This is a genomic window from Mesorhizobium sp. BHbdii (assembly GCF_053848045.1).
Genome location: NZ_JBSPKX010000003.1, coordinates 167,899 through 192,515, shown reverse-complemented (window position 1 = coordinate 192,515; position 24,617 = coordinate 167,899). Strand labels below are relative to the sequence as shown.

At 60.2% G+C, this 24,617-nt stretch carries 16 protein-coding genes and 1 pseudogene; 6 read left to right on the top strand and 11 right to left on the bottom strand.

Annotated features, from left to right (window positions below):
- Positions 1-41: 41 nt before the first annotated feature.
- Positions 42-257, bottom strand: coding sequence for a hypothetical protein (locus ACWTU8_RS17895; RefSeq protein WP_455849215.1), 216 nt, complete (start codon positions 255-257; stop codon positions 42-44).
- Between the two features lie 81 nt (positions 258-338).
- Here ACWTU8_RS17895 and ACWTU8_RS17890 point away from each other — a divergent pair.
- Together ACWTU8_RS17890 and ACWTU8_RS17885 are read left to right on the top strand one after the other, a co-directional pair.
- A pseudogene (locus tag ACWTU8_RS17890) lies at positions 339-1,523 on the top strand (sensor histidine kinase); the annotation flags it as partial.
- Complete coding sequence (locus ACWTU8_RS17885; RefSeq protein ID WP_455849214.1) at positions 1,520-1,879, top strand: response regulator; 360 nt, start codon at positions 1,520-1,522, stop codon at positions 1,877-1,879. The pseudogene ACWTU8_RS17890 and the gene ACWTU8_RS17885, both read left to right, overlap by 4 nt.
- Before the next feature lie 18 nt (positions 1,880-1,897).
- Here ACWTU8_RS17885 and ACWTU8_RS17880 read toward each other — a convergent pair whose 3' ends face one another.
- The gene (locus ACWTU8_RS17880) at positions 1,898-2,293 is read right to left on the bottom strand and encodes a GFA family protein (protein WP_455837449.1); all 396 of its coding nucleotides are present in this window, start codon (positions 2,291-2,293) and stop codon (positions 1,898-1,900) included.
- 6 nt (positions 2,294-2,299) lie between these two features.
- Complete coding sequence (locus ACWTU8_RS17875) at positions 2,300-2,539, bottom strand: hypothetical protein (RefSeq protein ID WP_455849213.1); 240 nt, start codon at positions 2,537-2,539, stop codon at positions 2,300-2,302.
- 182 nt (positions 2,540-2,721) lie between these two features.
- Here ACWTU8_RS17875 and ACWTU8_RS17870 point away from each other — a divergent pair, with 182 nt between their 5' ends.
- Together ACWTU8_RS17870 and ACWTU8_RS17865 are read left to right on the top strand one after the other, a co-directional pair.
- Entirely contained in the window at positions 2,722-2,940 is a 219-nt protein-coding gene (locus ACWTU8_RS17870) for a hypothetical protein (RefSeq protein WP_455849212.1), read from the top strand.
- 1,493 nt (positions 2,941-4,433) lie between these two features.
- On the top strand, positions 4,434-6,953 hold the full coding sequence (locus tag ACWTU8_RS17865) for a caspase family protein (RefSeq protein WP_455849211.1): 2,520 nt from the start codon (positions 4,434-4,436) through the stop codon (positions 6,951-6,953).
- Between the two features lie 751 nt (positions 6,954-7,704).
- Here the strand turns inward: ACWTU8_RS17865 and ACWTU8_RS17860 are convergent.
- On the bottom strand, positions 7,705-8,340 hold the full coding sequence (locus tag ACWTU8_RS17860; protein WP_455849210.1) for a DUF6931 family protein: 636 nt from the start codon (positions 8,338-8,340) through the stop codon (positions 7,705-7,707).
- A gap of 133 nt (positions 8,341-8,473) precedes the next feature.
- On the opposite strand from ACWTU8_RS17860, the gene ACWTU8_RS17855 reads away from it, so the two are divergent.
- Positions 8,474-9,004 (top strand): OmpA family protein, encoded by a 531-nt coding sequence (locus tag ACWTU8_RS17855; protein ID WP_455849209.1) that lies wholly within the window; start codon positions 8,474-8,476, stop codon positions 9,002-9,004.
- Positions 9,005-9,110: 106 nt separating this feature from the next.
- On the opposite strand, the gene ACWTU8_RS17850 is transcribed toward ACWTU8_RS17855, so the two are convergent.
- From ACWTU8_RS17850 to tagH, 7 genes are all read right to left on the bottom strand, one after another.
- The gene (locus ACWTU8_RS17850; RefSeq protein ID WP_455849208.1) at positions 9,111-11,444 is read right to left on the bottom strand and encodes a M23 family metallopeptidase; all 2,334 of its coding nucleotides are present in this window, start codon (positions 11,442-11,444) and stop codon (positions 9,111-9,113) included.
- The gene (locus tag ACWTU8_RS17845; protein WP_029356217.1) at positions 11,441-11,947 is read right to left on the bottom strand and encodes a DUF1036 domain-containing protein; all 507 of its coding nucleotides are present in this window, start codon (positions 11,945-11,947) and stop codon (positions 11,441-11,443) included. The genes ACWTU8_RS17850 and ACWTU8_RS17845 overlap by 4 nt, the downstream gene beginning before the upstream one ends.
- 11 nt (positions 11,948-11,958) lie before the next feature.
- A complete protein-coding gene (locus tag ACWTU8_RS17840) occupies positions 11,959-14,583 on the bottom strand; it encodes a protein kinase domain-containing protein (RefSeq protein ID WP_455849207.1) in 2,625 nt (874 codons plus the stop codon).
- Positions 14,584-14,588: 5 nt separating this feature from the next.
- On the bottom strand, positions 14,589-15,356 hold the full coding sequence (locus ACWTU8_RS17835) for a PP2C family protein-serine/threonine phosphatase (RefSeq protein ID WP_455837442.1): 768 nt from the start codon (positions 15,354-15,356) through the stop codon (positions 14,589-14,591).
- A gap of 158 nt (positions 15,357-15,514) precedes the next feature.
- Complete coding sequence (tssM, locus tag ACWTU8_RS17830; protein ID WP_455849206.1) at positions 15,515-19,072, bottom strand: type VI secretion system membrane subunit TssM; 3,558 nt, start codon at positions 19,070-19,072, stop codon at positions 15,515-15,517.
- 22 nt (positions 19,073-19,094) lie between these two features.
- A complete protein-coding gene (tssL, locus tag ACWTU8_RS17825) occupies positions 19,095-20,615 on the bottom strand; it encodes a type VI secretion system protein TssL, long form (RefSeq protein ID WP_455849205.1) in 1,521 nt (506 codons plus the stop codon).
- A 409-nt stretch (positions 20,616-21,024) separates the two neighbouring features.
- Positions 21,025-22,083: a type VI secretion system-associated FHA domain protein TagH gene (gene tagH / locus ACWTU8_RS17820; RefSeq protein WP_455849204.1), complete on the bottom strand. Its 1,059-nt coding sequence runs from the start codon at positions 22,081-22,083 to the stop codon at positions 21,025-21,027.
- Between the two features lie 197 nt (positions 22,084-22,280).
- Here tagH and tssI point away from each other — a divergent pair, with 197 nt between their 5' ends.
- Positions 22,281-24,608, top strand: a complete 2,328-nt coding sequence (gene tssI / locus ACWTU8_RS17815) for a type VI secretion system tip protein TssI/VgrG (protein WP_455849203.1) — start codon at positions 22,281-22,283, stop codon at positions 24,606-24,608.
- Positions 24,609-24,617 lie beyond the last annotated feature (9 nt).

Here is a 24,617-nt window from a genome sequence, read left to right as displayed (position 1 = left end):
CGGTCTTTCCGACATTCCAGACTTGGAAAAGAATCGCAGCCTCAGTGCAACACGCTCGCCCCGCTCGATCTAGCGACATTTCGCATGCTGCCGTTCAGCCAGTCTTCGGTCGACACGCCGGCCCGCCGCCTGTCGATCTCGCCGATGGCGCGCTCAAGCGTTCGCTCGACCAGACGGTCGGAAGCCTCCACGTCCCCCAGAAGCAGACGCGCCACGAGCCTGAGCTTCGGCAGAAGTGAAAAGACGTTGTCGGACAAGTTGACGGGAGGGCTCCCCGCCAAGGCCGATCGTTCCGGAGGAAACAAGGCATCGAAGACGGCGTAGCTGTCAGACGATTCAGCGAAGGCACTGCCGATCTCGAACGGGAGTTGCGTGACACGCGGGAGCGGCTGCAGTCGACCATCGAGGAATACGAGACCGCGCTGGAGGAGGTGAAATCGTCGAACGAGGAGCTCGTCTCCGTCAACGGGGAGGCGCAATCGACCAATGAGGAACTCGAGGCCTCGAAGGAGGAGATGCAGTCGCTCAACGAGGAGCTCAACACCATCAATTCGGAACTGACCAGCAAGATAGAAGAGCTCGATCGCGCCAACAGCGATTTGCAGAATCTGTTCGAGAGCACGCAGATCGCAACCATTTTTCTCGACCGCAATCTCGTGGTGCGGACCTTTACTCCGGCCGCCTCGTCTTTCTTCAACCTGCGTCCCTCGGACGTTGGCCGGCCGCTGACGGAGCTGTCGAGCCAGCTCGAGTATCCCGAGCTGAAGCAGCATATCGACCGGGTATTCGAAACCGGAGAGACCCTGAACCATCACCTGGCGCGCGATGACCAGCGCCGGTTTCACATGGTTCGCATGAATCCCTATCGCGACAAGGACAACAGGATCCAGGGCGTCGTGGTCACACTGGTCGACGTTACCACCTTGGCCGAGGCGGAAGAGCAAAACCAAGTGCTCATTTCGGAGCTGAACCACCGGGTCAAGAACATGCTGGCGGTGGTCCCCAGCATTGCCAATCGCACCCGGGAAAGGTCGAAATCGAAGGAAGAGTTCGCCGAAGCGCTGGTTGGTCGCCTGCACGCTATGTCGCGGGCCTACGGTCTGCTGTCGAAGGAACGCTGGAAAGACGCCTCGATCAACGAATTGCTGCATCAGGAGCTCGAATTTTTCAGCATTGACCGGTTCGAACTTGAGGGCGCCGAAGTGAAGCTTAGCCCGCAACAGGGCCTTTCCTTCAGCATGGCGATTCATGAACTGGCGACCAACGCCGCCAAATACGGCGCACTGTCGAAGCGCCGCGGCAGGGTCTTGCTGAAATGGTCAGGCGAGGGCGACGTTTTCACGCTCGCCTGGCACGAGAAAGACGGGCCGCCGGTCCAAAAGCCCGAGGCCAACGGCTTCGGGCATTCCCTGCTACAGGGTGAGATCGGCTACCGGCTTGGCGGCAACGTCGAGACCACGTTCAATCATAATGGCCTTGAGGTCCAGCTCACGTTCCCATTGATCCGCAGTGAGGCGCCGTGACCGATGGCTTGCGCGTTCTGGTGGTCGAGGATGAATGGCTCATCGCCGAGGACACTGCTGCTTGCCTGCGCGCCTTGGGGTATCAGGTGATCGGCCCGGCTCCGTCGGTGGCGGTGGCCCTTTGGCTGATCGACGAACACAATATCGATGTCGCGCTGCTGGATATTCAACTTTATGGCGAAACAAGTCTGGCGGTCGCAAGAGCGCTGCAAGCACGCGATATCCCGTTCGCGTTCCTGAGCGGATTTGGACCGGGCGATGTTCCAGGCGCGTTCGCCGGCTGTAAATTTCTCCGGAAGCCGGCAGATCAGGTTGCCATTCTGAACGCCATGAATGAATTGGTCCGGGTGCCTTAACTCGGTCCCGAAGCCTCGTCATGTATCGGAAGGTGGTAAGCGATCCCCGGCATGTTGCTCCGCCCAAGGCAATGCCATGAGCCATTTCTCACGGCGCGGCACCCATAGCTCATACTCCGGAATGAGGTCGCTGGGAGCCATGTCGAGCGAACCGAGCATGATCTCGGCCTCATTGTCCTGCAGCCAGGCGATACGCGACCCGCATTGCGGACAGAAGCTGCGTTTGGCGAACGTCTTCATTTCTCCGCTGCCTTCATAGGCCGAGATCGGCCAGACGCCGAACGGCGTGAAGAAGCTGCCGCTGGCGCGGCGGCAATCCTGACAATGGCAGATTCCGACCCGTAGCGGTGCGCCGCTCACCTTGAAGCGAACAGCGCCGCACAAGCAGCCGCCGTCCCGTACGATCCCGGCCATCGCCTTTCAGTCCAGCGGCTTTTCCGTCGGCCGTGGCGTGGTGCCTGACTGGCGCGGCCGGCCGGCATTGCGGTTCGCCACCGGATTGTCCAGCGGAGCAGTCGACGGCTTCGAGGTCCCAGCGGTCTTTGGCGTCGGCGGTCTCGCTCCCGCATCCGTATCGTTGGCGTCCCGCCTTGGATGTCGCAAGGCGTCGGCATTCGCCTGCCGAATTGCCGGCTTCGACGTGGTATTCTTGTTGGCCATGGTGTCTCCTTCCTGCTGCGAGGGAAAGAACGGATGGCGTTCACCGCTCGCAGCGCCTACGTTTCAACCACCGGCACGGCGCGAAGTTCCCATCACCTGCAGCTTCAGGGTCTCCTGCGCATCCATGGTAGATGGGAACCATTTTCGCTACTGGCTGTTCGGCTTGCAGGAAGGAGCCGGACATGGAGCGTCGTAACGCTATACTTTCGCTGCTGATTGCAGCGGTCATTATCGTCGGCTTTCTCATTGGCTTTTTGTATGCCGATATGGGCTGGCGCACCTCGCCATTTAAAAGAGCCGCTGAACAAAACCAAGGTGGAAACGCCCCGGCCGAGACCTCGCCTGCCGCGGGGATCAAGAAGAACCCCAAAGAGAATACCGAGATGCCGGATCAGCAATAACAGCGGTCCTTCGGGCAGGAATACAAACCGGGGAGCGCATTGGCGACAAGCTGGATAGCCTCACCCAACGCCGGGGGACCGATCGCTGGATCGGTTTTGCTGGTGATGTCGGACTTACGTAGGCTGCTGGTTCCTGGCTGCCAACGCAGCGGCCTCTTCGTCCGTCACTGAAATCTTCCCTGCGGGTATAAGCCATTTCTGACATTTGCGTATGGAACCACGCCGTGCTCAGGCTCCAGGGATGATAACCGGCCGATCCAATTACTTCTCACCGATGCATCTTGATTGGCTCTCGCTGCGAGCCACTCCGCCCGCTCCCGCGTCAAGCCGATAAGGCAAGCGCCAGCGAAGTCCGCAGGCACATCCACGGTGGTATCGAACACGGCCCATGTGTTGGTCGGTTCCTGAACGGGCAAAAACCTCATAACAGCCCCTGCTAATATACAGTACGAACTTACTGACGGAGCATTGTTCCGGCATCAACCAAACGGAGGAGAGTTTTTCGTTTTGAGACGCCGCGGCGCGTTGAGCCTTGAGCGGGCAAATTGATCGATACCTTCTGCATCGCGGCTGCGACGTCGCTGAAATAGGGTGGCAGATCTCGACGAGCGAACGCATCAGCTGATGTAGTTCACCGGCTTTCTAAAAGCGCAATTCCGAAACCTGCCGGGAGCCCGCCAAGCGGCGGCGCTTTTGTGCGCCAGCTATCCGCCTTCAGTGCTTCATCTTTCGGATAGTGGACCTCAGCGGATCCGCCAAGGAACTGTCAGCTGGCTTGGGAGCGCTGCTCGGAACCAGGAATCCACCCTTTAGCAACTCCAGGGCGTCGAGTGCCTCGTCATCCCGCAAATTCGTCAGAGCCACCCCGTCTGCGAAGACAACCCTACCGTCGTCTATGTCGTAGACCTCCCAAAGCCCATCCTTGATTCTTCGAATGGCGTGCCGATGCTCCATAAGAAGACGCTAATTGAGTCTCGGAAATGGTGGCTAGAGAAAATCAGGGGTGGACCGATATTAGTAGTGGAAAACTCGGGCGCTCTCCAACGCGTGGTGCGTGGACGGAAGGCAAGAGTGCCGGGCGGCATCGGGTCTGGCAGGCGGCAGTGGACGTTCGTCCCTGGGACGAAAACATAGTGCGCCCGCGCGAGCTGTATTTTATCGGGGGCATCGCCGACCAGAACCAGCTGCATTTGCCACGATCAGAATGCCAGCAGCGCGTGGTCCGAGAGGGGACCAAATCGACCACGGGTCCAAATAGCCAGGTTGAGAAACCGGTTGACAATCATTGCGGACACTCGGCCTCTGATGTAATTTAGGGTTCGATCAAGTGAGGAATATACCGCTGTCGCGACGGCTTTTCTCTCTTTCCTGTCTCGGCAGATAGCATGCTCTCTAACGGACCTTGGCACTGCAAGCTGTGTTCTTGTGGTCGCCAGGTAACAGCGGTTAAGGGATTTGCCATGCTCCGATGTTGCGGATTCGTTGCGGCATTCATGCTCGCAAGCGTCACGACTTTCGAGGCTTCTGCAGTCGAACGAAGGGTCGCCTTTGTAATCGGCAACTCCGATTACCAAGAAATCTCGGCCCTCAAGAACCCGGCCAAAGATGTGGTGGACGTGTCCAACACGTTTCGATCGGCTGGTTTTGATGTTTTTGTCGCGAGCAATCTTACAAAGCTGCAGTTTGAAGGCCAGTTCCGCAACTATCTTGCCGCCGTGGACGGGGCGGATGTAGCTGTCGTCTACTATTCCGGTCACGGCTTTCAGATCGGCGGCGAAAATTTCCTGATCCCTGTCGATGCCTCGTTGAAAGATGCGGCGGACGTCGAGGTCCAGGCAATCAAGCTGAACGACGTGCTGCAGCAGATGCGTTCGAAATCGAAGATCCAGGTGATCATCCTTGATGCCTGCCGCAACAATCCATTCCCTCGCAAGGACTATTGGCTCAGGGACCAGCTTATTACCGCCAGCGGCACCGGCCTTGCGCAAGTAAGAAGCTCGCTGAACACACTGATCGCTTTCGCCACCGAACCCGGCGCGGTTGCCTATGACGGCGCCGGCGACCTCAGCCCATTTTCATTCGCATTTTCTCGTCGGGCCTTGGCTCCGAACCAGGAGATTCGCACGGTCATGGCGGCCGTGCGCCGGGATGTAGTTGAGGCTACCAAGGGCCTGCAGGTTCCCTGGGAGAACTCTTCGCTGATCGACGAAGTCTTTCTGATGCGTCGCAGCAGCCGCCCCTCTCTACCGCCCGTGTTGGAGAAAGTCGTGTTGTCGGGAGTCGGGCCTGTCGATCTGAACCTCCCGGAACCGGTGGAGGTCGACGGCGGATCAATCACCGTCAGCATCGAAAGACCGCCCGCCTTGGGACGCCTGATGCTGAATGGCAAGGTTGTCGAAGCGGGGGATCTGATCCAGGGCAAGGATCTGCCGCATTTACAGATGGATGTCCCCAAGGGAGCTGGCGAGCCAGAAGAGATGGATATGCTGGCCTACGCCGCACGCGACAATTGGGGTGGCGAAGCCAAGGGCATGCTGGTGTTCCGGGTCAAGAGCGGCGAAGGAGCCCAGGGCGAACAGGTGATGGCCTGGCTCGAAGCCGAGCAGAAGCAGCAGGTGCTGCAGCGCGGCATTCATGTCACTGGTGCGGCCGAGGCGATCGACAACCGGGAGATCGACGTTCCGGTCGGCATCGGCGCGGTTGCTCTGAACCTGGACCTCCCGACAGACGATTCGGCGGTCAGCCTGAAGGTTGCCAACTATCCGGCAACGGGAACGCTCTCCCTGCCGGATCGAGCCCTGTCGCCCGAATCGAGCTTGACGGTCGGTGAAGTCGAGGGGCTGCGCTATGAACCCCAGATCGGAGCCAGCGCACCGGTCGAGATCGCCTTCGAGATTCGGGCGGACAACGCAGTATCCAAACCCGCCAAAATGAAAGTGTCGCCAACCGTTGATCCGTGCGACTCGGCTGCCGGCGAACCTCTCGACCTTCAAGGCGTCGTCCCTGGCCTGCTGCCAAATGAAATCGGCGCCGACGCGGTGAAGCTCTGCGAGGCTGCAGTGAAGGCGTATCCCGATGTCGCCCGCTTCCGCTATGAACTGGGTCGCGCGCTGCTTGCAGCCGGCAAGGTGGACCAGGCCAGGAAAGCCATACAACAGGCCGCCGATAGGGGACACGTGCGCGCAGTGTTCGAACTCGGCTACCTCTACGCGACCGGAACAGGCGTGGCTGTCGACCGCAAGCAGGCCAACACCTTCTACGCGGCTGCGGCCGACAAGGGTGATCCCTACGGGATGACGTCGTGGGGTCGTGCCTTGTTCCATGGCTACGGCGTCGAGCGCGACACCGGCAAAGGACTGGACCTGCTGCTCAAGGCGGCGGCGATGGGTCACACCTATGCAATGAACGATCTCGGCGCGATCTTCACCGAAGGCCGCAACGGCGTGCCCGCCGATCAGGCCCGTGCCGTTGCCTTCCTGGAGGCTGGCGTCGAGCGGCAGGATATGTATTCGATGAACCTGCTTGGCCGGAACTATCTGTCCGGCGCGGGCGTCGAAAAAGATCCGAAAACGGCGCTGGCCCTGTTTCAGAAAGCCACCGAACTCGGCCAGCCCTACGCTCCAAGCAACCTGGCGCGCATGTACCGCGACGGCGTGGGCGTGGAGCGCAACCCGGCGGAAGCGCAAAGACTGTTCGAGATGGCGACCATGCGGGGCGATGAGTATGGTGCATTCGATCGCGCGGTTCTCGAAATGGAAAAGGGCGAAAAGGCCGACCAGGCCACCGCGGTCCGCTTTCTTGCATTTGCGGCCGCGCTGGATTTTCGCAACCAACTGCCAGAGGCCCGGACGAACCTCGCAAATTTCGGCACCAAGGTGAAAACGACGGCGTTGAAGCAGCTGCGCCGGGAACTCAAATCGAAGATTCCTGCGTCCGGTTCGCTGGACGATCAACTGGTCGGCGCGGCCAGGCGGGTCTGGGAAGAAGCCAACCCGCGTCGGGACGTGTTTTAATCAATCAGGAGGTAAACGGTGCGCAGGACATTGAAGCACGCAATCGTCGGAACAGCCCTGTCCGGCATCCTGGTGGGGCTCACAGGCTGCACGTCCTTGATGCCACCCGAACCAACGCCGCTGGTGGAGACGTCACCGCCGAAGGTCGTTCGCAGGACACCTGTAGAGCAGAAGGTCGTCAAGGCCGCTCCCAAACGGGTGGTGACGAAAAAAGTGATCAAGCCGGTTGAGGTAGAGCCTGTTGCCGCACCTCCTGTGATCGCTCCTGCTCCTTGGCGAGGCGGAGGCGGAGGCGGAGGCGGCGGCGGCTGGGGATAAGCCAACTTCCGTTTCGCTTTCACGAAAGCTCGCGCAACATCACGGGGCGGATCGGAGGATCCGCACCATGTCGCTCTCGACCGCACCGCGAAGATCTAGGGATGACGGATACCGTTGATCCACTGCCTGGCTTCGGACGACCCTATTTTTTTCCGACCTATCTATAGACTTCGGCGATCCCGCAATCGACGGAAAGACCTCAAAGGCAAGCCACGCTTCAGTTCGGTGGAAGGGCTCGACGAGGCAATATGGGAAAGTCACTACGATGGCTGCCATGGAACTGGGCTCGGTTGTGCGGACAGGAAGTTTCGCCACCGACGATGTCTCGGTGCTGCGGCTGCAACATCCGCTGGGGACACGTTTCAGGGTGGCGCTGCCAAATGGGTCCAAGACGGCTGCAAGTAAGGCAAGCAATCAGGATCCAGACTGCACTCTAATTTGCATCCGCTGATTGGCGCAGCGCCTCGATCTCCGCCATCTGAATGCCCATTTCGACAAACGCGGAAAGAACTGAAAAGCGGTCCTCCAGCGCAACGCGTGCCAGTCCGGCCAGAACCCCCGCACTCACAGCGCGGGCGGCTGGCTGCAAGGCCGATACCGCTGACGTCTCCATAGCTGCACTATTGCCATGCCATCCTGCAGCCAGGGCAATCCAGACGGCAGGCGTTGTTGGCGGCATTCCTGCCGCAGCCTGGCTCACTTCGGCGCGATGGTGAGGGCTATCCGGTTCGCTGACCCAGTCACGAACAAGCGCGAGCAATTCCTGATCCCTGCGATCGAGCAGAACGGTGAGGTGGCTCAGGCACTCATGGGCCCACCACACCGCAGCCCGCTCGGGAAGCAGATAGGCACAGAACGTAATCGCCTCCTCGGGCACTCGCCCGGCAAGGAGGGCGCGGCAAAATTCGATTGAAGGCTGTTCGGTCGGGAGTGCCACCATGTCCCTGGAAACAGCGGGGCAGGCCATGAAAAGATCCCGTGCCGTCTTGAATCGAAGCTCATTGGCCATGGCCGCCACGCTTTTACTGGGGAACAATCGACATTGAAGCCTGGACAGGGTGCGGGTCAAGTCTCCAGTCCTCAGCAAGATGCAACTGCCGTCCACTCCTCGTATGCCTGACGTTTATTGACAGACATTCGCCTCGGAATTTGGTATTGTCCGCAGTCGATGAAATCGGATGCTCAAGACAGGAGTAACCGTCATGCAGTTGGGCAGTTTAGCCTTCGTGTTTACGGTCACGCTTTTTTCGACCCACGCTTTTGCTGATCCGCTTCAGAAATCAGAAGACATCGTGAAGTTTTTTGACGCAGCGAGCGAGTTCGGCCCGTCACGTGGAATTTGCGTCGGCACCGAAGACGAATGCAGCAGCAAGAACAAAGCAGCGCCGGCCGAAAAAACCAGCCTCGACATGCTGATCAACTTCGGCCTGGATTCTGCGGAACTCGATGCGACTGCGCGCGCTGAACTGGACGAGTTCGCCAAGGCACTGAAGGACAGCCGACTGAGCACTCTGAACTTCGTTGTTGAGGGTCATACAGATGCGTCCGGCTCGGCTGATTACAACGAGGGACTGTCGGAACGAAGAGCCAGATCGGTAACAACCTTCCTGACCTCTAACGGCATCGATCCTGCCCGCATCAAAGCGACGGGCCTGGGCGAGGCGAAGCCGCGCGACCCCAACCCATTCGATCCGGTAAACCGCCGGGTGGAAATGCGGATAAGGACTGAGTAGCTGGAGCGGTGCGCTAGGCTGAGACCAGAGCCGCGCGCCCTTTTCCACGCGCGAACCGGAGGTTAGCGCAGCAAAACCGATTCCGATTTCCGGGTTATGCGCTGGTTCAAAGGGTATTCTGCATCGGGCTTATGAGGGCCGTGATCGCCTGCTTGTATTTTTCGAACTCCGGCGATGTCTGCCGGACTTGCGTTGTTGTCGTTGTCTGTTGAGCCACCTCAGTCGTCGTCGGGCTCAGCTTCCTGCCCATTTTCCTTTCGGCCCAGCTCACGACATAGCTGGCGGACTTGCCGGTGAGAAACGGGTTGGCTTGAATGACGGCCGACCCGAGCACGGCGCTCAATTGCGCCGAACCCGGCGATGACAACACTTGATGGGCGCCTTCCATTCCCAGGAAATGACAAAGATAAAGCCGGCCGGCTGTGATCTGGTGGCCGCGCGCCCGAAGATAGGCTTCGCCTTCGCGCGCCAGATTGCTGACCATCTCGCGCGAGATGGTGGCGTCGTAACGTAAAGCGAGCAGGTCGGCGGTTGACAGTGTCCGCGCAAGTTCGGGGCGGTAGGTGTTCATCATCCTGATCCAGGTCTTCGTTATGAACTGACCGGCGCCGGTCGCCGAAGAAAGTGGGTTCTTGGCGCGGGCGCTGCCGCCACTTTCGACTTGAACGATACGGTCGGTCAGCGTTTCGACAGCGGAATCATCCGTTGCGATGGCGGTAACCGTACCCAGGGGATCGATCGCCTCGCCATTGCGATAGAGTTCGAAATGCAGGTGCGGCCCAGTCGAAAGGCCGGTAGTGCCAATGTAACCAATGATATCGCCTGCCTTCACCTTCGCGCCGACACCGCTCTTGACCGCGAATTTCTGCATATGCGCATAGCGCGTCTCGCGCCCGTTTCCGTGCGAAATCTTCACCAGGTTGCCGTAACCCCCTCCATCGCCTTGAAAAACGACTTCGCCGTCGAAGGCGGCTGCAATCGGCGTACCCAGAGGCGCCGCCCAATCCACGCCCTTGTGGATGCGAACAGTCCCGAGGATCGGGTGCTTGCGTGGGCCGAAGGTGGACGTCATGACCCCATTGACCGGGGTGACCATGCCGTTTGTGACCGTCAGCGAGCGAACCTGATCGTCGCCGCTAACGCATGCAAACTGGCCGTCGGTCTGCTGGAACACGAAACAGTCGAGGCTTTTTTCAGCGCCCTGGACACCCACATATAACACCCGCCCGGCCGTCTCTTCCTTGCCACGCGGCCTTTGCGAATAGATCAGGACCAGACGTTGCTCTTCGCTGGCAAACGCATCCAGATCCTGTCCTCGCGAGAGATACATGATCGCTTCTCCGATCACGCCGGTCGGGACTTTGTTGCGTGCTGCTGTTGAGTAGATTGCATCGAGCAGCCGGTATTGCCTTTTGTGCGTGCCTTGTGCCTGTGCGCCCGAGTAGTTGAACAGATCTTCGCGGACCCAGGGATCCACACCAGACACAAACACACCAGCGGCATTGCGCGTCAGCGTACCGACAAATACATTCTTGGCGTAGATCGAAACCTGCATGAGGGACATGGTTGTCGTCTCGCGCGTCGGCCTGAAACCGCGCATGGCGACGACATAACCTGGCTCAAGGCTTTCCCGATTGAAAAGCGTCTTCAGGGCTTCGCCTGCCAGTTTGGCATCCTCGGCGGAGAAATGCGCATCCAGGGCAACGCTGTCCAAGCTGCGGTCGTTGAGAATCTTTACGAATGTGTCCTCGGTAGCCTTGTATCGTTGATACTCGCTGGTGACATTTGCGACGCTTGTGTTGTTTTCGATCTGGGTTTTCCGGAACGTGGGAAGGGCTGCCTCGCCTGAATCGATTGTTTCGCCCCAACCTGCTTCGGCATTATCGGCGTCCACCTGCGGGTCCGAAGCAACCGGAGCCTCGTTTAGAACGGGCGGTGGCTGAACATCGTCTTGCAGATCGTTGGATGACGCCGGCGCGGTCTGTCGCTGTGCCTGGAAGAATGCGAAGTCTTCTTGCGTGGACGGTATCGTTGTCATGAACTTTTCGCTGGCGCTAAGCATCACGTCAGCCAGAATCTCGATCTGGGGAGAAACTCCAGCCTGATCGAGTTCTGCCGGGCGCGGGATCACTTGGCTTTTTGTTGCGGCGCCGGTGTCGGGCGCAAGGGTGATCCACATCGGGTCTCCTGCGAGATCGATGATGGCAGGCACATAGACCGATGCATCGGCTGGCACATCGTCGGTTCCCTCGACGGCGTGCAACTCCTCATCTTCATCGCCAAACGACCAATAGTCCGCGGTGAGATAAAAGCCGGCAGCGATCGACAACAGGACAACCACAGCAAGACCGGCAAGGATTCGGCGCCAGAGCCTGCGTCTGCGCAGGGCGGCGCGCGCCTGCTTTTTCAACTTGAAGCTTGTGTCGATACTGTGCGTCACGGATTGCTTCCGGTCAGAAAAAAGGTCCACCGCACCTGTTCAAGCGTATCGACTTCGAGAAATCGTGCGGCGATATGGCCGCGCTGCCAGCATTCATCGATGCCGCGTATCGAAAAACGCCGCCGATCGATGCACATTTCGGTCGACCCGGTCAGGGTTGCGTGGCCAAAGACGTCCGTCGCATAGATGTAAATGTAGCGGTTCGTGAGTTCCTCGCGGATGACATTCACGCACTGATTTGCGCCGATGGTCCACCAGCCATCGGTCTGGTCCGTATTGTCGACCTTTTGGCCGACAGCGAGATTGACGACATCGAGCGTCTGATTGCAGACCGTGAATTCGGCGCGCGCTTCGTGGGACGACAGGAGAGCCAGCAATGCCGCGCCCGACATGACCACAAGTTTGATACGGCCTCTCAACGCAAGCAGGCCGCGAAGCCAGTCACGCTGATTTTTGGGCGGGACAGTGGTCGGGAAGGAAAAACGCGAGCGGCGGCGGTCCATCGGCGTCCATGCTACCCGCCGAGCCGGAAGTACTTTGCGGTGGCTGAGTACTCAGATCTGGTGGTCGCGATCTCTTCGAGAATCCTGGGCAACAGCAGCGCGGCTGGTGTCGGCGTGGAGAACGCCGCAGCCTGAATATCCTGTGGACCCGTGATCACCATTATGATCTGCGGCACGACCTTGCCGGCCGCCTTGTCGGCTGCGCCGAGATCGATCGGAAACTTGAACGTGGCCTTGTCGGCTTGCGCCAAGATACGACCGTCGAGGTTGAATGCCATACCCCTGTGGTCGATCAGCAGCACGCTGGAAATGAGGCCGCCACGCGTCACCAGCGTGCCGCCGATCGGCGAGCCGCTCGGCACCGTCGTTCGATCGAGAACAAGCTGCGGCTTGTCAGTCGCCATCTGGTCTAGAAAACGCAGAAAGTTGGTAACTTCGCATTGAGCCGGTTCAATGAGGCGGACGCTGATGTCCGGTTCGACATGGAATCTTGCCTGGAAATCGGACAACATTCGTTCGAAGGGCTGGACCTCTGTGCCTAATCCTTCGATCTCGACAGCGGTCTCGGTTGCCGACGTCAACGTCGCATAGAAACAGTCGCCGCCGTTGAAGTCGCGCACCCAAGAGGCCCGTTGAGCAGGGTAGTCGAGGGCATTTTTCGGCGGTTGTTCTAGTTCCGGTTTCGGCACGTTCAAGGCAACGGCGGCTTCGCCCGGCTGTTTGCCTGCCGCAGGCTCGTCCTGCTGCCCCTTTGCGTTCATATCATCCGTCTGGTCTGCAGCGGGGTCGGGCACCCGCGCGGCCTGCTGGCTGGCCGACTGATCGGGCTTCGGGCTCTCCATCACGTCGGGCCGGACCGCTGGGGGCGGCGGGGCCTTGTCGGCCGGCGGCATTGGCGCGACCTGGACGCGCGGCGGAACCGGCTCCGGGGTTTCCTCGGTTGGCGAGAGGACTTCGGCGGGCCGTGTCGGCTCCAACTTTTGATCCGCCGCGGCATCTGCCCGATCTTCAGCTGGCGATGGCACCTCGGCTATCGACGGCCCTGGGGTTTCCTCGGTTGGCGAAAGGACTTCTGCAGGCCGTGCCGGCTCCAACTTTTGATCCGCCGCGGCACCTGCCTGATTTTCAGCTCGCGACAGCGTCTCGGCTGGCGCCGGCTCCGGGGTTTCCTCGGTTGGTGAGAGGACTTCGGCGGGCCGTGTCGGCTCCAACCTTTGATCCGCCGCGACATCTGCCCGATTTTCGGCTGGCGGCTGCGCCTCGGCTGCCGCCGGCTCCGAGGTTTCCTCGGATGCCGACGGCTCCAGGGCTTCCTCGGTTGGTGAGAGGACGTCGGCGGGCTGGGGTGGAACTGCCTTTGCCGGCTCATCGCCCGGCGAATTTGCAGCACTGTCCGTCGGGGCCGGTTTTGATGCTTTTGGAGACAAAAACGATGTATCGCCGGCGGTCGGCGTGGAAGGCGTCATCAAGCCGCTCAGATAGATGCCTGCACCCGACGCGACAGCTAATGTCGCCACGGCAGCGATCGCGATCGATCGGGTCTTGGCGGACTTTGTAGGGACATTAGGCAAGACCGCCCGAGCAGGCCCGGCAACTGCCGGAGGCCTTGGTTCGGACAGATGCGCCGGCCGGACATGCGGAACGAAGCGCTGTTCACCGGAAGCCGCCGGAGGCTGACTTGGAAGCTTGGGGCCGGGCGCGAGGGTTCCCCCGGTTCGCGGCAAACCCGTCCGGTCGCGCGGGGTGACCGACGTTGGCGGCGCTGTCCCCTCGTCATCCGTGTCGTCACGTGTCGCCCTGGCGATATCCGCCATGCTGATCGGCCGGTCTTGTGGATCCGGCTGCAGCATGGCTTCAACAATTCCACGAAAATCGGCATCGATGTCGGATAGGTCCGGAACGGTTCGGCGTTTTTCCACGATCTCGAACTGGGAGCCGCCCATGTCGATAGGTTTCCCGCGCAGAACAGCAGCCAGAACCAAGCCCAGGCTGTAGATGTCGGATTGCTCGCTGACATCGCCGCCGTATAGGCCGAGTTGTTCGGGAGAAACGTAGTTGTACTTTCCCGCGAACTTTCCGCCGATCAGGGTCTCGCCGCCGACGGTCGCCGATCGCGCGATGCCAAAATCGACGATCTTTGCGCGTTCGACCCGGCCTCCTGGCAGGATGATGTTATCCGGGGAGAGGTCGCGGTGTATTGCTCCCGCCTGGTGCACGGCGCTCAAGCCGGAAGCCAGGCGATGGCAAAGCTTGCGCACGTCTTCCGTCGGCATCGGCCCATGTCGCATGATATCGAACAGCGACTGGCCGTCGACGAATTCCATGGCAAGATAGGGGCGACCGATGCCGGGATCGATCGTGAAGACGTGATACCGCACGACCGCATCGTGCGACAGGTGGTTGAGGATCGACGCTTCCTTGCGGAACAGCGACAGGATCGTCTGATCACGGGCGAACTCAGGCAAGACGATCTTGATCGCGACGTGGTCGCCGGTTTGGATGTTGTGGCCGCGGTAGACTTCGCCCATGCCACCGAATGCGATCCGCTCGTCCAGTTCATAGATGCCGCTGAGTTGCGTGCCTACGGCTGTGTTGGCCACGTTAGGCGATATCCGCGTCTTGTCGTCGGCGCTCATCAGCCTCAACCTTCGGCTCTGGGAGGGTCGGGATAGGCCTCATTGCGCCCGTTACCGATCTTCACGAGCACGATCGTGACATTGTCTGTTCCCCCGCGGGCCAGCACCGTTTGTAGCAGGTTTTCGCATGCCGCCTGAGGTGTCGCCGACACCGCCGCCGCCTCGATCTCGGCGTCTGTGACATGCGCTGTCAGCCCGTCGGTGCTCAACACAAATATGTCGCCCGGCATGATTTCGCCTTGCTGGAAATCAATGACGATCTCGTCGCTGACGCCGACCGCATGCGTAATAACGTTGCGGCGCGGCCAAGCGAGCGCTTCGGCTGCGCTGATCATGCCCTTGTCGAGAAGTTCCTGAACTTCGGTATGGTCCTTCGAAATCTGGGAAATCGAGGCGTTGCGGATCAGATAGACGCGACTGTCGCCCGCCCACAGGCACGCAAACCGCCCATCCATCGCCAGCAGGGCGGCGACTGTGGAGCCAATGGTTACTCCGCGGGATTCCGATATCCTGCGGATTTCGGCGTTGGCCCGGCTCAGCCGGTCTTCGAAGCGCGCGCGAAGATCCGGTGCAGAGCTTGCAATGCCGATCGTTGCCAGGTGATCGACGATGCTGGCCGAAGCGACTTCCCCAGCATCATGTCCACCCATTCCATCCGCCACCACCCACAGGCCAGCTTCCGGTTCGACCAGATAGCTGTCTTCATTGAGCTCACGGACACAGCCTCTGTGGCTAACGCCGAAGCTTTCAAAGGGAAGGGCGACATTGTTCAATTTGCCACCAAGCGCCTCTCAAGCGTCCTCTGCGCCGCACAGTCAGGCGCTCGCTCGCGCAGTTTGCCACAGGCTCGAACATTAGAGTATCGAAATTAACGTCCGCGCGTCTGTTGCCGATGGACCGCATGACCGTATTGGAAAATTCAAAGATCATCTCAAAACGCCTTTGGACAGCTGAACCCAGAAAACGCAGGAAGGAAGAGAGGGTTGGGGTCCGAACTGGTCTGGACCGTATATGCGACATCGCGTCCGCCGATCACGAAACGGGCTTCCGTGTTGCCGCCGGTGCTGGTGATATCAGCCTTGTCCAGCAGGCGCTTCAGTGCCCACGGACCTTCGAACCTGATCGCGGACTCCCGGCCCGGCATCTCCGGAATGAGGCTCAGGCTCGCGGACGCGGAAGCCATGCCGCTCGGCCAGCTCACCGTGCTTGGCGCGTTGCCCGCCTGGTTGCTTTGAACAATCTGGCCATCGATTTCGAGTAGCGCCGTATCGGCATCGCCATGCAGTGAAAACGGCGTAAAGGTGACACTGACTGACGGCACCGAACCACCTGAAGGAAAGAAGGCGTTGCGGATTTCCGCGGCCAGCTGGAAGTTTTTCAAGGTCGACTTCGACAGGTCGCGCCCGAAACGCGCATCCTGTTTCCAGCTCCAGTCCTGGCCGGTCATGTCGATTAGCGATGCCAGATTCTGTGCGAAGAACCGGTCCATCAGTCCGCCTGGAGCGAACAGTTTCGCGAAATCCGCCATTGCAATATCCTCCGAGCCATCGCTGGCGAAAGGATAACGGCCCTCGACCATCTCCTCGCAGGCGCGCGTGACCGTCTGGTCGAGCGCCTGGTTCAAATTCGTTAGCGAGGTTTCTGCGACGTTGCCGTCAAGCTCGTCGGCGGTTGCGGTGACCATTCGGGCGAGTTGCTTAGGCAGACGCGAGACATTGGCGCGAAGGGTGGATATCTGCAGCTGCAGATTCATGTTGACGCGTTCTACTTGCGAAGGGACGTCGGCCGCCAGTTGCAGGCTTTGATAGATGTCGCGGAAATTCTGGGTCAACGCATCGATTGGGCGGCGTCCGGCGGGACCGTTCACCAAAGCCTGGAATGATTTGAATTGCGCTTCGATGTTCGCCCCGGGATTCTGCTCGCTAGCGGACGCAATACCGGCCCGGCTTTGCGATTTGCCGCTGGGGATTTGAATCCCGATGCGGGCCAATCCCCTGGCGGTATCTGCAGCGTTCTGCGGCTGGTTTTGAAGCATGTCGGCTTCGGCCTCGGAGCCGAAGTCTTTGCCGGAACCAGGTTCTCGCGTCAGAGCTGTTTCGTCGGCGATCGCCGTAAAAAGCTGGTCGATTGGCGAGGTTGGTGATGCGGCTGCGGACAGCGCGATATAGTGCGGCTTGTCCTTCAGCATCGCCTTGAACTTCAACTTGTCGAGAACCCCGTTCCACGCTGCGGCGAACTCCCTCCCATAGCGCTCGACAAGTTCGGGACCGAGCTTAAGCAACTCCTGGTCGATGCCACCTTGCTCGCCGCCGCCGCCGAGAACCCACTGGTCATCGACAAGCATCTGCGCAATGCGCGAGAGTTGTCCGAGATAAAAATTGTTGAAGCCGCTATAGGTGTAGATACCGGGAACGCGAAGGCCTGACAGATCGCCACCATCGACACGCTCGAACAACAGCTGCGCTTCCGGGCCGCCTTTCACGGAGACGGAAAAATCGCCCAGCGCTGCCGCGTATACCGCCGAATTTACCAAGGCGGAGGCACGATCGGCAAGGCTCATGCGTCCGAGCGAGCGTTGAGCAGCTTCGACAAGTGGCTGGTTGAGTTCGAAAACCGGGTCATAGGCGTCGTCCAACTCAAGCATGGCTCGCAGATGCTTTTCGAGTTGCGCCCGTCCCTCGCGGTTGTTTTCGCCCGGATACCGGTTCTGCTCCCAATCCTGCCTCATCCAGGAAACGATCAACTCGTCGTCGACCTTCGGCGCCTTGCCGCCCAGCATCAGGTAAATCTTCAGCGGTTCGTAGAGCGCGGCGGGATCAGCCATCTTGGCCTGGATCGTCCGTTCGGCCTGAAGCAGCAGGCGCGAGCGGAACATGCGCTCCAGCGCTTGCCGGTAAGCTGTTCTTGATGCCGAAAGTAGTCTTTCCCGCTGACCGAGGCCGAACGTCTCCTCGATCGGTGTCGGCAAGTCACTGGTGCCGAACCCGGCCGGCAGATCGCGCAACTGGTCGAGCGGGCCAATGACGTTTTCGAGGTCGACATCGGCGACCGTCGAGATTTTGAGTAGCGGGTCTGCCGTCTCGCGATACTGGCCTATAGCTTGCGTGGTAGAGGCGATCAGCGACCTGTTGGCCGTAAAGCTCAGGGCCAAGGTGCCCAGAGCCGCCGCAGCGATCAATGTTATTGCGCCAAGGCCGCCATATCTGGCGATCGCTGCACGCCTTTCAGCCGATTTGTCGTATGAAACCCACCCGGATTCAGCGAAAATGACGTCGGTCAGAAGATCATGCAAAAAGAAGCTTTTGCCAGTGCCGGAAAGATGGGCGCGAGAAGCGCTGCCGAAACTGCGACCGATTGCGCCCAGGACTTGGTCGATTGGCGTACCCTCCTGCGTGCCTGACGAAAAATAGAGTCCACGCAAGCTGACGTTCACCTGGCTGCGGGCCGGATCGAATATGCTGGCGATGAAACTGGCGATACGGCCCTTCAGCGCGCCAAACTGGGCTGGAAAGCCAAAGATGGATATGCGTGCGACCGGATCGGCCTCTTCCTGCAGGCGGTCGGCGATCTCCTCCGCCAGGCGTTTTGCCAATGCGTCGAATTCGGCCGGTGCCTCACCGACCATGTTTTTGCTGCGATCGGCGGTCTGGAATGTCACGCCCCATACTTTGCGGCGGCGCTGCTCGTCGAAACCGCCAAAATAATCCATGAAACCGGCGACAAGGTCGGCCTTGGTGAAGAGCAGGTACACCGGGAACTGGATTTTCAGCGTTTCGTGGATTTCGCGCAGACGGCTGCGTATTTCAACGACATGGACGTCAAGCTGTCGATCATCGAGGCTCATGAGATCGGCAAGGCTGATGGCCAGGATAACCCCGTTGATCGGTTGCCTGGTGCGGTATTTCTTAAGCAGCGACAAGAAGGCGAGCCAGCTCTTCTTGTCGCTCTGCGCGTTGGAATCCTGCGTCGTGTAGCGTCCGGCGGTGTCGATCAGCACCGCCTGGTCGGTGAACCACCAGTCGCAGGATCGTGTGCCGCCAACGCCGGCCACCGGCTGGGCGTCGCCCGAACCGGCAAGCGGAAAGTTCAGACCCGAATTGACCAACGCCGTTGTCTTGCCGGCACCAGGTGGGCCGATGACGACGTACCAGGGAATCTCGTAGAGGAAATTGCGCTTGCCGCTGGACCGCTTGAGCGCAGCGATGGCCTCACTCATGCGAGCCTCGAGCACCTGCGAGTCGTCATCCCTGTCGTCGTTGCGGGTGACTATCGTCTCGAGCGCTTTTTGTGCCTTTCGCTTTTGCCAGAAACGCAATCCATAGAAGAGCGTCACGATGGCAACGATCACGCCGATGATCGTCACGCGGAGCCAGACGGGTGCCAGCGGGCGGGTATCGGCAAAGCGGATCAATGGTCCGGCAAACCAGACCGCTGCCGCGAAACCGGCCAACGCGATCGCGCTGAATATCCGCAGCAGCCAACGCGTCATAGGCGCTTCCAAATGGCCGTGCTCACAGCGTTTCCTCCTTGGGGATCATCAGGTCGACACGGCGATTCTGGGCGCGGCCTTCCGGCGTCGCATTGTCGGCGATCGGTTCGTCTTCGCCCTTGCCGTCGACCGTGATCCGGGAAGGCTTGCTGAACCGCGGCGCCATCATCGCTTCGACAGCCTTCGCCCGGGCGATGGAAAGGTCGAAGTTGGATTTGAACGCGCTCGATTTTCGCGGCTTCACATTGTCCGTATGGCCGACGATCATGATCGGTCCGGGCTCCGGTTCCAGCGCGGCGGCGATGTCTGCGGCGATCGGTCCAAACTCCGGCTTTATCTCGGCCCCGCCGGACTGGAACAACAGGATATTGTTGATCTCCACGACGATGAACTTGCCCTGCGTGCCGACGGTCAGTCCGCCGCGCGCGATATTCTCGGCCAGTGCGGCATGGATGCGATCGATCTGAGAGGGGGTAGTGGCGACAGGCGGAGCGACTTTCACCGGCGCAGCCGACGGGACCACGCTGGCGCGTTCGATGACGATCGGCGTCGATGGATCGAGCGCCAGCAACCTGCCGGCAAGGGCCTCGCCCTCGTTGGTGATGAAGATCCGCAATGCGAAGAATACCGCCGTCAACAGCGCCGACGCTGCGGCCGCAACCACCCAGAGCGGCAACCGGGGCGATGACTGTGCGCTTGACACCGCCATGCTTTGCCAGTGGGGCGAGATGTCGTCGCCGGCACGCGCCCTGAAGTAGCGAAGCGTCTCGTAGACGTCGCGTCGAACGCGTTCGAGATTGTTGTCCTCGCGCGTAAGGCCGCGATACTGGCCTTCGAACCCCAGCGACAGGCAGGCATGCATCAATTCAAGCAAGTCGTAGTGTGCCTCCGGCGCGGCCAGTACCTTGTTCAGCGCTTCGTAGAAGCCCGAGCCGGTGGGCACGACGTGAAAGAACTGTGACAGCATGCTGTGCTGCGCCCAGGCGTCTTTCTTGGGCCAAGGCAGGTTGCCGATGAGGTCGTCAGCGGTTTCGCAGAGAGCAAATTTTGCGATCCGTGCATCTTCTTCGGGAACACCGGCTTTCTCCATTGTCCGGTCGAATTTTTCGATCGCCTCGGCAACATGTTCCGCCAGTTGTTCCGCCTGTCTTTCGACAGGCATAAGCCTGAGCTGGCCAAACAGCATCAGCAAAGGAGCGGCCGCAGCGAGGATCTGATTTGCTGCGGAATATCTGACGCTGTCCGTGGCATTCAGCAGGATTTCCTGCTCAATGGTTGGCTTCGGCGTCGCCGCAAAGGAGCCGGTTGCCGCCGCTGCGCCGGGGTCTGCACCCTGATAAATCACGGTTCCCGATGCCCAACCCGGCGGTGCATGCCGGCCGACACCCGGATCGAAAACCGTTGAATCCTTAACCTGCGATGGACGGGGATGCCCGCTGTCGGGAACGAGCCGCTGAGGAGCGGGCGCTGATTTTTCAGCGCGGCGCGGTGCGCGAATGACGGTCTTGCCTGCCGGGCCGAAAGGATCGTCCTTCGAGCTCATCGCCAAACGTCCGTCCACTCTTGGTTGCTGCGTGTGCGCCACAGGCGAGCAAAACAGTCCCTGGTCAGGCGCAGGAAATGCAGGCGCTGCTGGCGAGGGCAGTGTCTGGAGGAAGGTCGGCTATATCTTTCTATCCCGCCGTAACATGACATGTGCCGCAGACCCCCAGGTCAATCAGCTTTACCCGCTGGCGAACTGTCGTAAGTGATCGTAAGCTTAGAAACGGTCGATTGGAACCAGATGCAGCGCTGCGAAAGGGTTTTTCTTCGCCAACTACAGCGCCGCATCTTTGGGCTCGCAAAGGACGCTCTAATACTTTCCACCTGGCGCGTGATCCGTACCGCGGCCGAAGGTCAGCGCAGCAAACCGATCCGATTTCCGGGGCATGGGCCAGGTTCAATCTCCCGGCTTATTTTTGCTTGTCGGCTTTGGCATAGGCTTCGCTGAAATAGGCCAGGAATATGTCCAGCATTCCGTTTTCGTGTGCTTCCTCCATGGTCCGCCATTTGGCGACAAAGGCGTCCCAAGCCAGGCTCTTCTTTGATGTGAATGACGTGGGTGGGAGTTTTTTGCCGATCGCCTCGGGCGACAGATCGTCAAGCAGCCGGGAGAGCGCAGCTTGCATGGCTGCATAGGTGGCAAATTCGTGCGTCTTGAGATCGCGGAATGCGTCTTCGACACTGTGCCTGGCATCAAGATAGCCGGCTCTACGCCGTGCGAACATGATCTCGAGAATGTCATCGGTCCCCGGGACGAACTTCAAGGGATTGTTATCGGCAGCGCTGATCATCGTCCGGTGTGCGCTCTTGGCCAGTATTTTCGCAGCCGCACGTGCCTTCAGCAGCAGGGCCAGTTCCTCGACAACCGTTCGAAGCACCGCGCCGATTTCGGCAGCCACTTCATGCGGGTCACGCGATTGAAGCAATTCCGGCGCGATGCCGGCTCCGATCGCGATTTCCCGCAGCACCTCGTCTCTCGTCGAAGGGAGAGGCGCGGGCAGCGAAGACGTCGACACCGGTGCTCTCTGTCCGGACCGTTGCTCCACCGGGTTGAAGAAAGGCTTGCCTCCGAAGTCCAGCGGCCGGCCTGACGTGACCGGCATTTCTCGTTGCGTCGAACCGTGCCTGCTCTCGGGATGACCCTTCGTGGCGCGCTCGTCATCGATCGATACTGAGATGACGTAGCGGCCGATCAGCAGCCGGTCTCCATGGTCAAGCCGATGCGGGCCGGCCATGCGATGGGTCGATCCGTTGATGAAGGTCCCATTGCGCGAGATGTCGTGCAGCCAGAACGCGCCTGCCTCGTATCGAACATCGCAGTGTCGGCCGGAGATGAACTTGTCGGGGTCGGGCAAGGTCCAGTCGCAAGCCTCGCGGCCGATTTCGAAGCTGCGATCACGAGCGGAGTAGCCGGTCGACATACCGGCGGGCAGGGAATCGACATTGTTGATCTGCAGCCTGATGAACATTCAAATCGCCGTCGATCGCCTGCCGGGAAACTCGCCCAGAACACCCATTATATCAGCAATTTGTGAGCGGCGGCACAGAAGCGTTCAAGTCGATGATTCCAAGGCGACCAGGCTGCAGCCGGCAAGCGTCCCCTTTGGTCGCTGGAAGACATGTGCTAGGCTGAAGCAGAAACGAGCGGCGGGAGGGGGCACGACCCATGCCGAACGAACGTGCCACGGTTGTGCAGACGCCGGTTGGCGCTGACCTGTTGACCTTCACGCATCTTGTCGGGCGCGATGAGATTAGTCGTTGTTTGGCCTATACGGTCGGGTTTGTGAGCAGCAGCCCCGACATCGATCCGCTGAAGATGCTGGGCGGTCCTGTTTCGATCGAGGGTGAATCCGATCCGAAACGCTGGTTCAGCGGCCTTGTCTCCGAGTTTCGGCTGACCCGGATCGAGGACCGTCTGGCTTACTACGAAGCCGTCATCAGGCCATGGCTCTGGTTCCTCGGCAATACCACCGACTGCCGCATTTTCCAGAACATGAGCGTCATCGAAATCGTTGAGGAGGTTTTCTCGAAATACAGCACGGCGAAATTCGAGAAGCGCCTGCAAGGGTCTTATCCGCCGCGCGAATACTGCGTCCAGTATGACGAGACCGATCTCGATTTCGTGCAGCGGCTGCTCGAGCACGAAGGCATCCTGTACTTTTTCGAGCATGACGAGGGCAAGCACACGCTTGTCCTCGCCGATGCGATGAGCAAGCTGAAGCCGGCGCCGGGCTATGAGAAGGTGCCTTATCACTTTGAAGGGCAGGGCTCCCGGCGCGATGTCGAATACATCACCGAATGGATTCCGGGCAGCTCCGTGCGGCCAGGTGCGTACGTCCATACCGACTATGATTTCACGAAGCCGGGCGCTGACCTCATGGCCAAATCCGCCCAGCCGTTCAGTCACAAACTGGCCGCGGGCGAGAATTACCGCCAGCCCGGCGCGCATCTCGACGTCGGCCGCGGCGACAGCCTGGCCGCGATCCGGCGCGAGGAAATCCAGGCGGTGCACCAGCGCATCGCCGCGGTTGGAACCGTGCGCGGCCTGTATTCGGGCTGCACGTTCAAGCTGGACGGCTTCCCAAGAGAAGACCAGAACCAGGAATATCTGGTGGTCAGCGCCGAATACAGGCTGTTCGATCCGGGCTACAGAGCCCATGCCGACGTCGGAAGCGAGAACTTCAAGGTGATCCTCGGCGTGGCGCCGACCGCTTTGGCCTATCGCCCGCCGCGGGTCACGACACGGCCGATCATGCGCGGCCCGCAGACGGCGACGGTGGTCGGCCCATCTGGCGAGGAGATATTCACAGACAAGTATGCACGGGTGAAGGTCCAGTTCCACTGGGATCGTCTGGGCAAGAAGGACCAGAACAGCTCCTGCTTCGTGCGCGTGTCGCAGACCTGGGCCGGCAGTGGCTGGGGGTTCATCCAGATCCCGCGCATCGGCCAGGAGGTCATCGTCGATTTCATCGAAGGCGACCCGGATCTGCCGATCATCACCGGCCGCGTCTACAACGCCTCCCAGATGCCGCCCTACGGACTGCCGGGCAGCGCCACGCAATCCGGCTGGAAATCCGACTCATCGAAAGGCGGCGGCGGTTACAACGAGCTTATGTTCGAGGACAAGGCCGGTTCCGAACTGGTCAATTTCCAGGCACAGAAGGATCACAACCTTCTGATCAAGAACGACCGCACCAAATTGGTGCAGCACGACCAGTCCGACCGCATCGACCACGATGCCAAGCACTCTGTCGGCCACAACCTCGACGAGGACGTCGGCAACAACAAGACGGTGAAGGTAAGCGTCGACCAGACCACGGATATCGGCAACAACGATACCGAGACGGTCGGCAAGAACCGGTCACTGACGGTGGGCGTCGACGAGACGATAGGCATCGGGTCGAACTCGACGGAGACGATCGGCGCCAACCACACGCAGACGGTGGGGCTGGTGCAGATGATCACAGTAGGCGCGGCGCGTGTCGACTCTGTGGGCGCCACCGAGACCAGAACGGTGGGCGCGGCGCAGACGAACACCATCGGAGCGACGCGGTCGGTCACCGTAGGTTCGGCCCAGAGCCATGACGTCGGCGCATCGGATAGTTGGAATATTGCGGCGGCGCAGAGCGTCAAAGTTGGCTCCGATCAGAGCGTCACTGTCGGGAGCGCCCAGACATTCAACGTCGGCGCAGCGCGTAGCGCCAGCATCGCGGCCGACGATTCCACAAGCGTCGGGGGGGCTCACTCGCTGAGCGTCGCAAAGGCCAGTTCGATCAGCATTAGCGAGAATAGCTCGATCAGTGTTGGCAAGAAGCTGGTGATAGACGCAGGCGACGAGATCCTGATCCAGTGCGGCTCGGCCAAAATCATGATGAAGAAGGACGGCACGATCGGCATTGAAGGCAAGGACATTTCGGTCAAGGCGTCGGGCAAGATCAGCATCAAGGCATCGAGCGACATCACGATGAAGGGCTCGAAGATCAGCGAGAATTGAGGGTGCAGC

What these genes read in the sequence shown, in the direction of transcription:
- ACWTU8_RS17870 (WP_455849212.1), top strand. Translation starts at nt 2,722, where the DNA reads ATGGAGCGTCGTAACGCTATACTTTCGCTGCTGATTGCAGCGGTCATT.
- ACWTU8_RS17880 (WP_455837449.1), bottom strand. Translation starts at nt 2,293, where the DNA reads ATGGCCGGGATCGTACGGGACGGCGGCTGCTTGTGCGGCGCTGTTCGC.
- tssI (WP_455849203.1), top strand. Translation starts at nt 22,281, where the DNA reads ATGCCGAACGAACGTGCCACGGTTGTGCAGACGCCGGTTGGCGCTGAC.
- ACWTU8_RS17875 (WP_455849213.1), bottom strand. Translation starts at nt 2,539, where the DNA reads ATGGCCAACAAGAATACCACGTCGAAGCCGGCAATTCGGCAGGCGAAT.
- ACWTU8_RS17845 (WP_029356217.1), bottom strand. Translation starts at nt 11,947, where the DNA reads ATGGACCGCCGCCGCTCGCGTTTTTCCTTCCCGACCACTGTCCCGCCC.
- ACWTU8_RS17840 (WP_455849207.1), bottom strand. Translation starts at nt 14,583, where the DNA reads ATGAGCGCCGACGACAAGACGCGGATATCGCCTAACGTGGCCAACACA.
- tssL (WP_455849205.1), bottom strand. Translation starts at nt 20,615, where the DNA reads ATGAGCTCGAAGGACGATCCTTTCGGCCCGGCAGGCAAGACCGTCATT.
- ACWTU8_RS17855 (WP_455849209.1), top strand. Translation starts at nt 8,474, where the DNA reads ATGCAGTTGGGCAGTTTAGCCTTCGTGTTTACGGTCACGCTTTTTTCG.
- ACWTU8_RS17865 (WP_455849211.1), top strand. Translation starts at nt 4,434, where the DNA reads ATGCTCGCAAGCGTCACGACTTTCGAGGCTTCTGCAGTCGAACGAAGG.
- tagH (WP_455849204.1), bottom strand. Translation starts at nt 22,083, where the DNA reads ATGTTCATCAGGCTGCAGATCAACAATGTCGATTCCCTGCCCGCCGGT.
- tssM (WP_455849206.1), bottom strand. Translation starts at nt 19,072, where the DNA reads ATGACGCGTTGGCTGCTGCGGATATTCAGCGCGATCGCGTTGGCCGGT.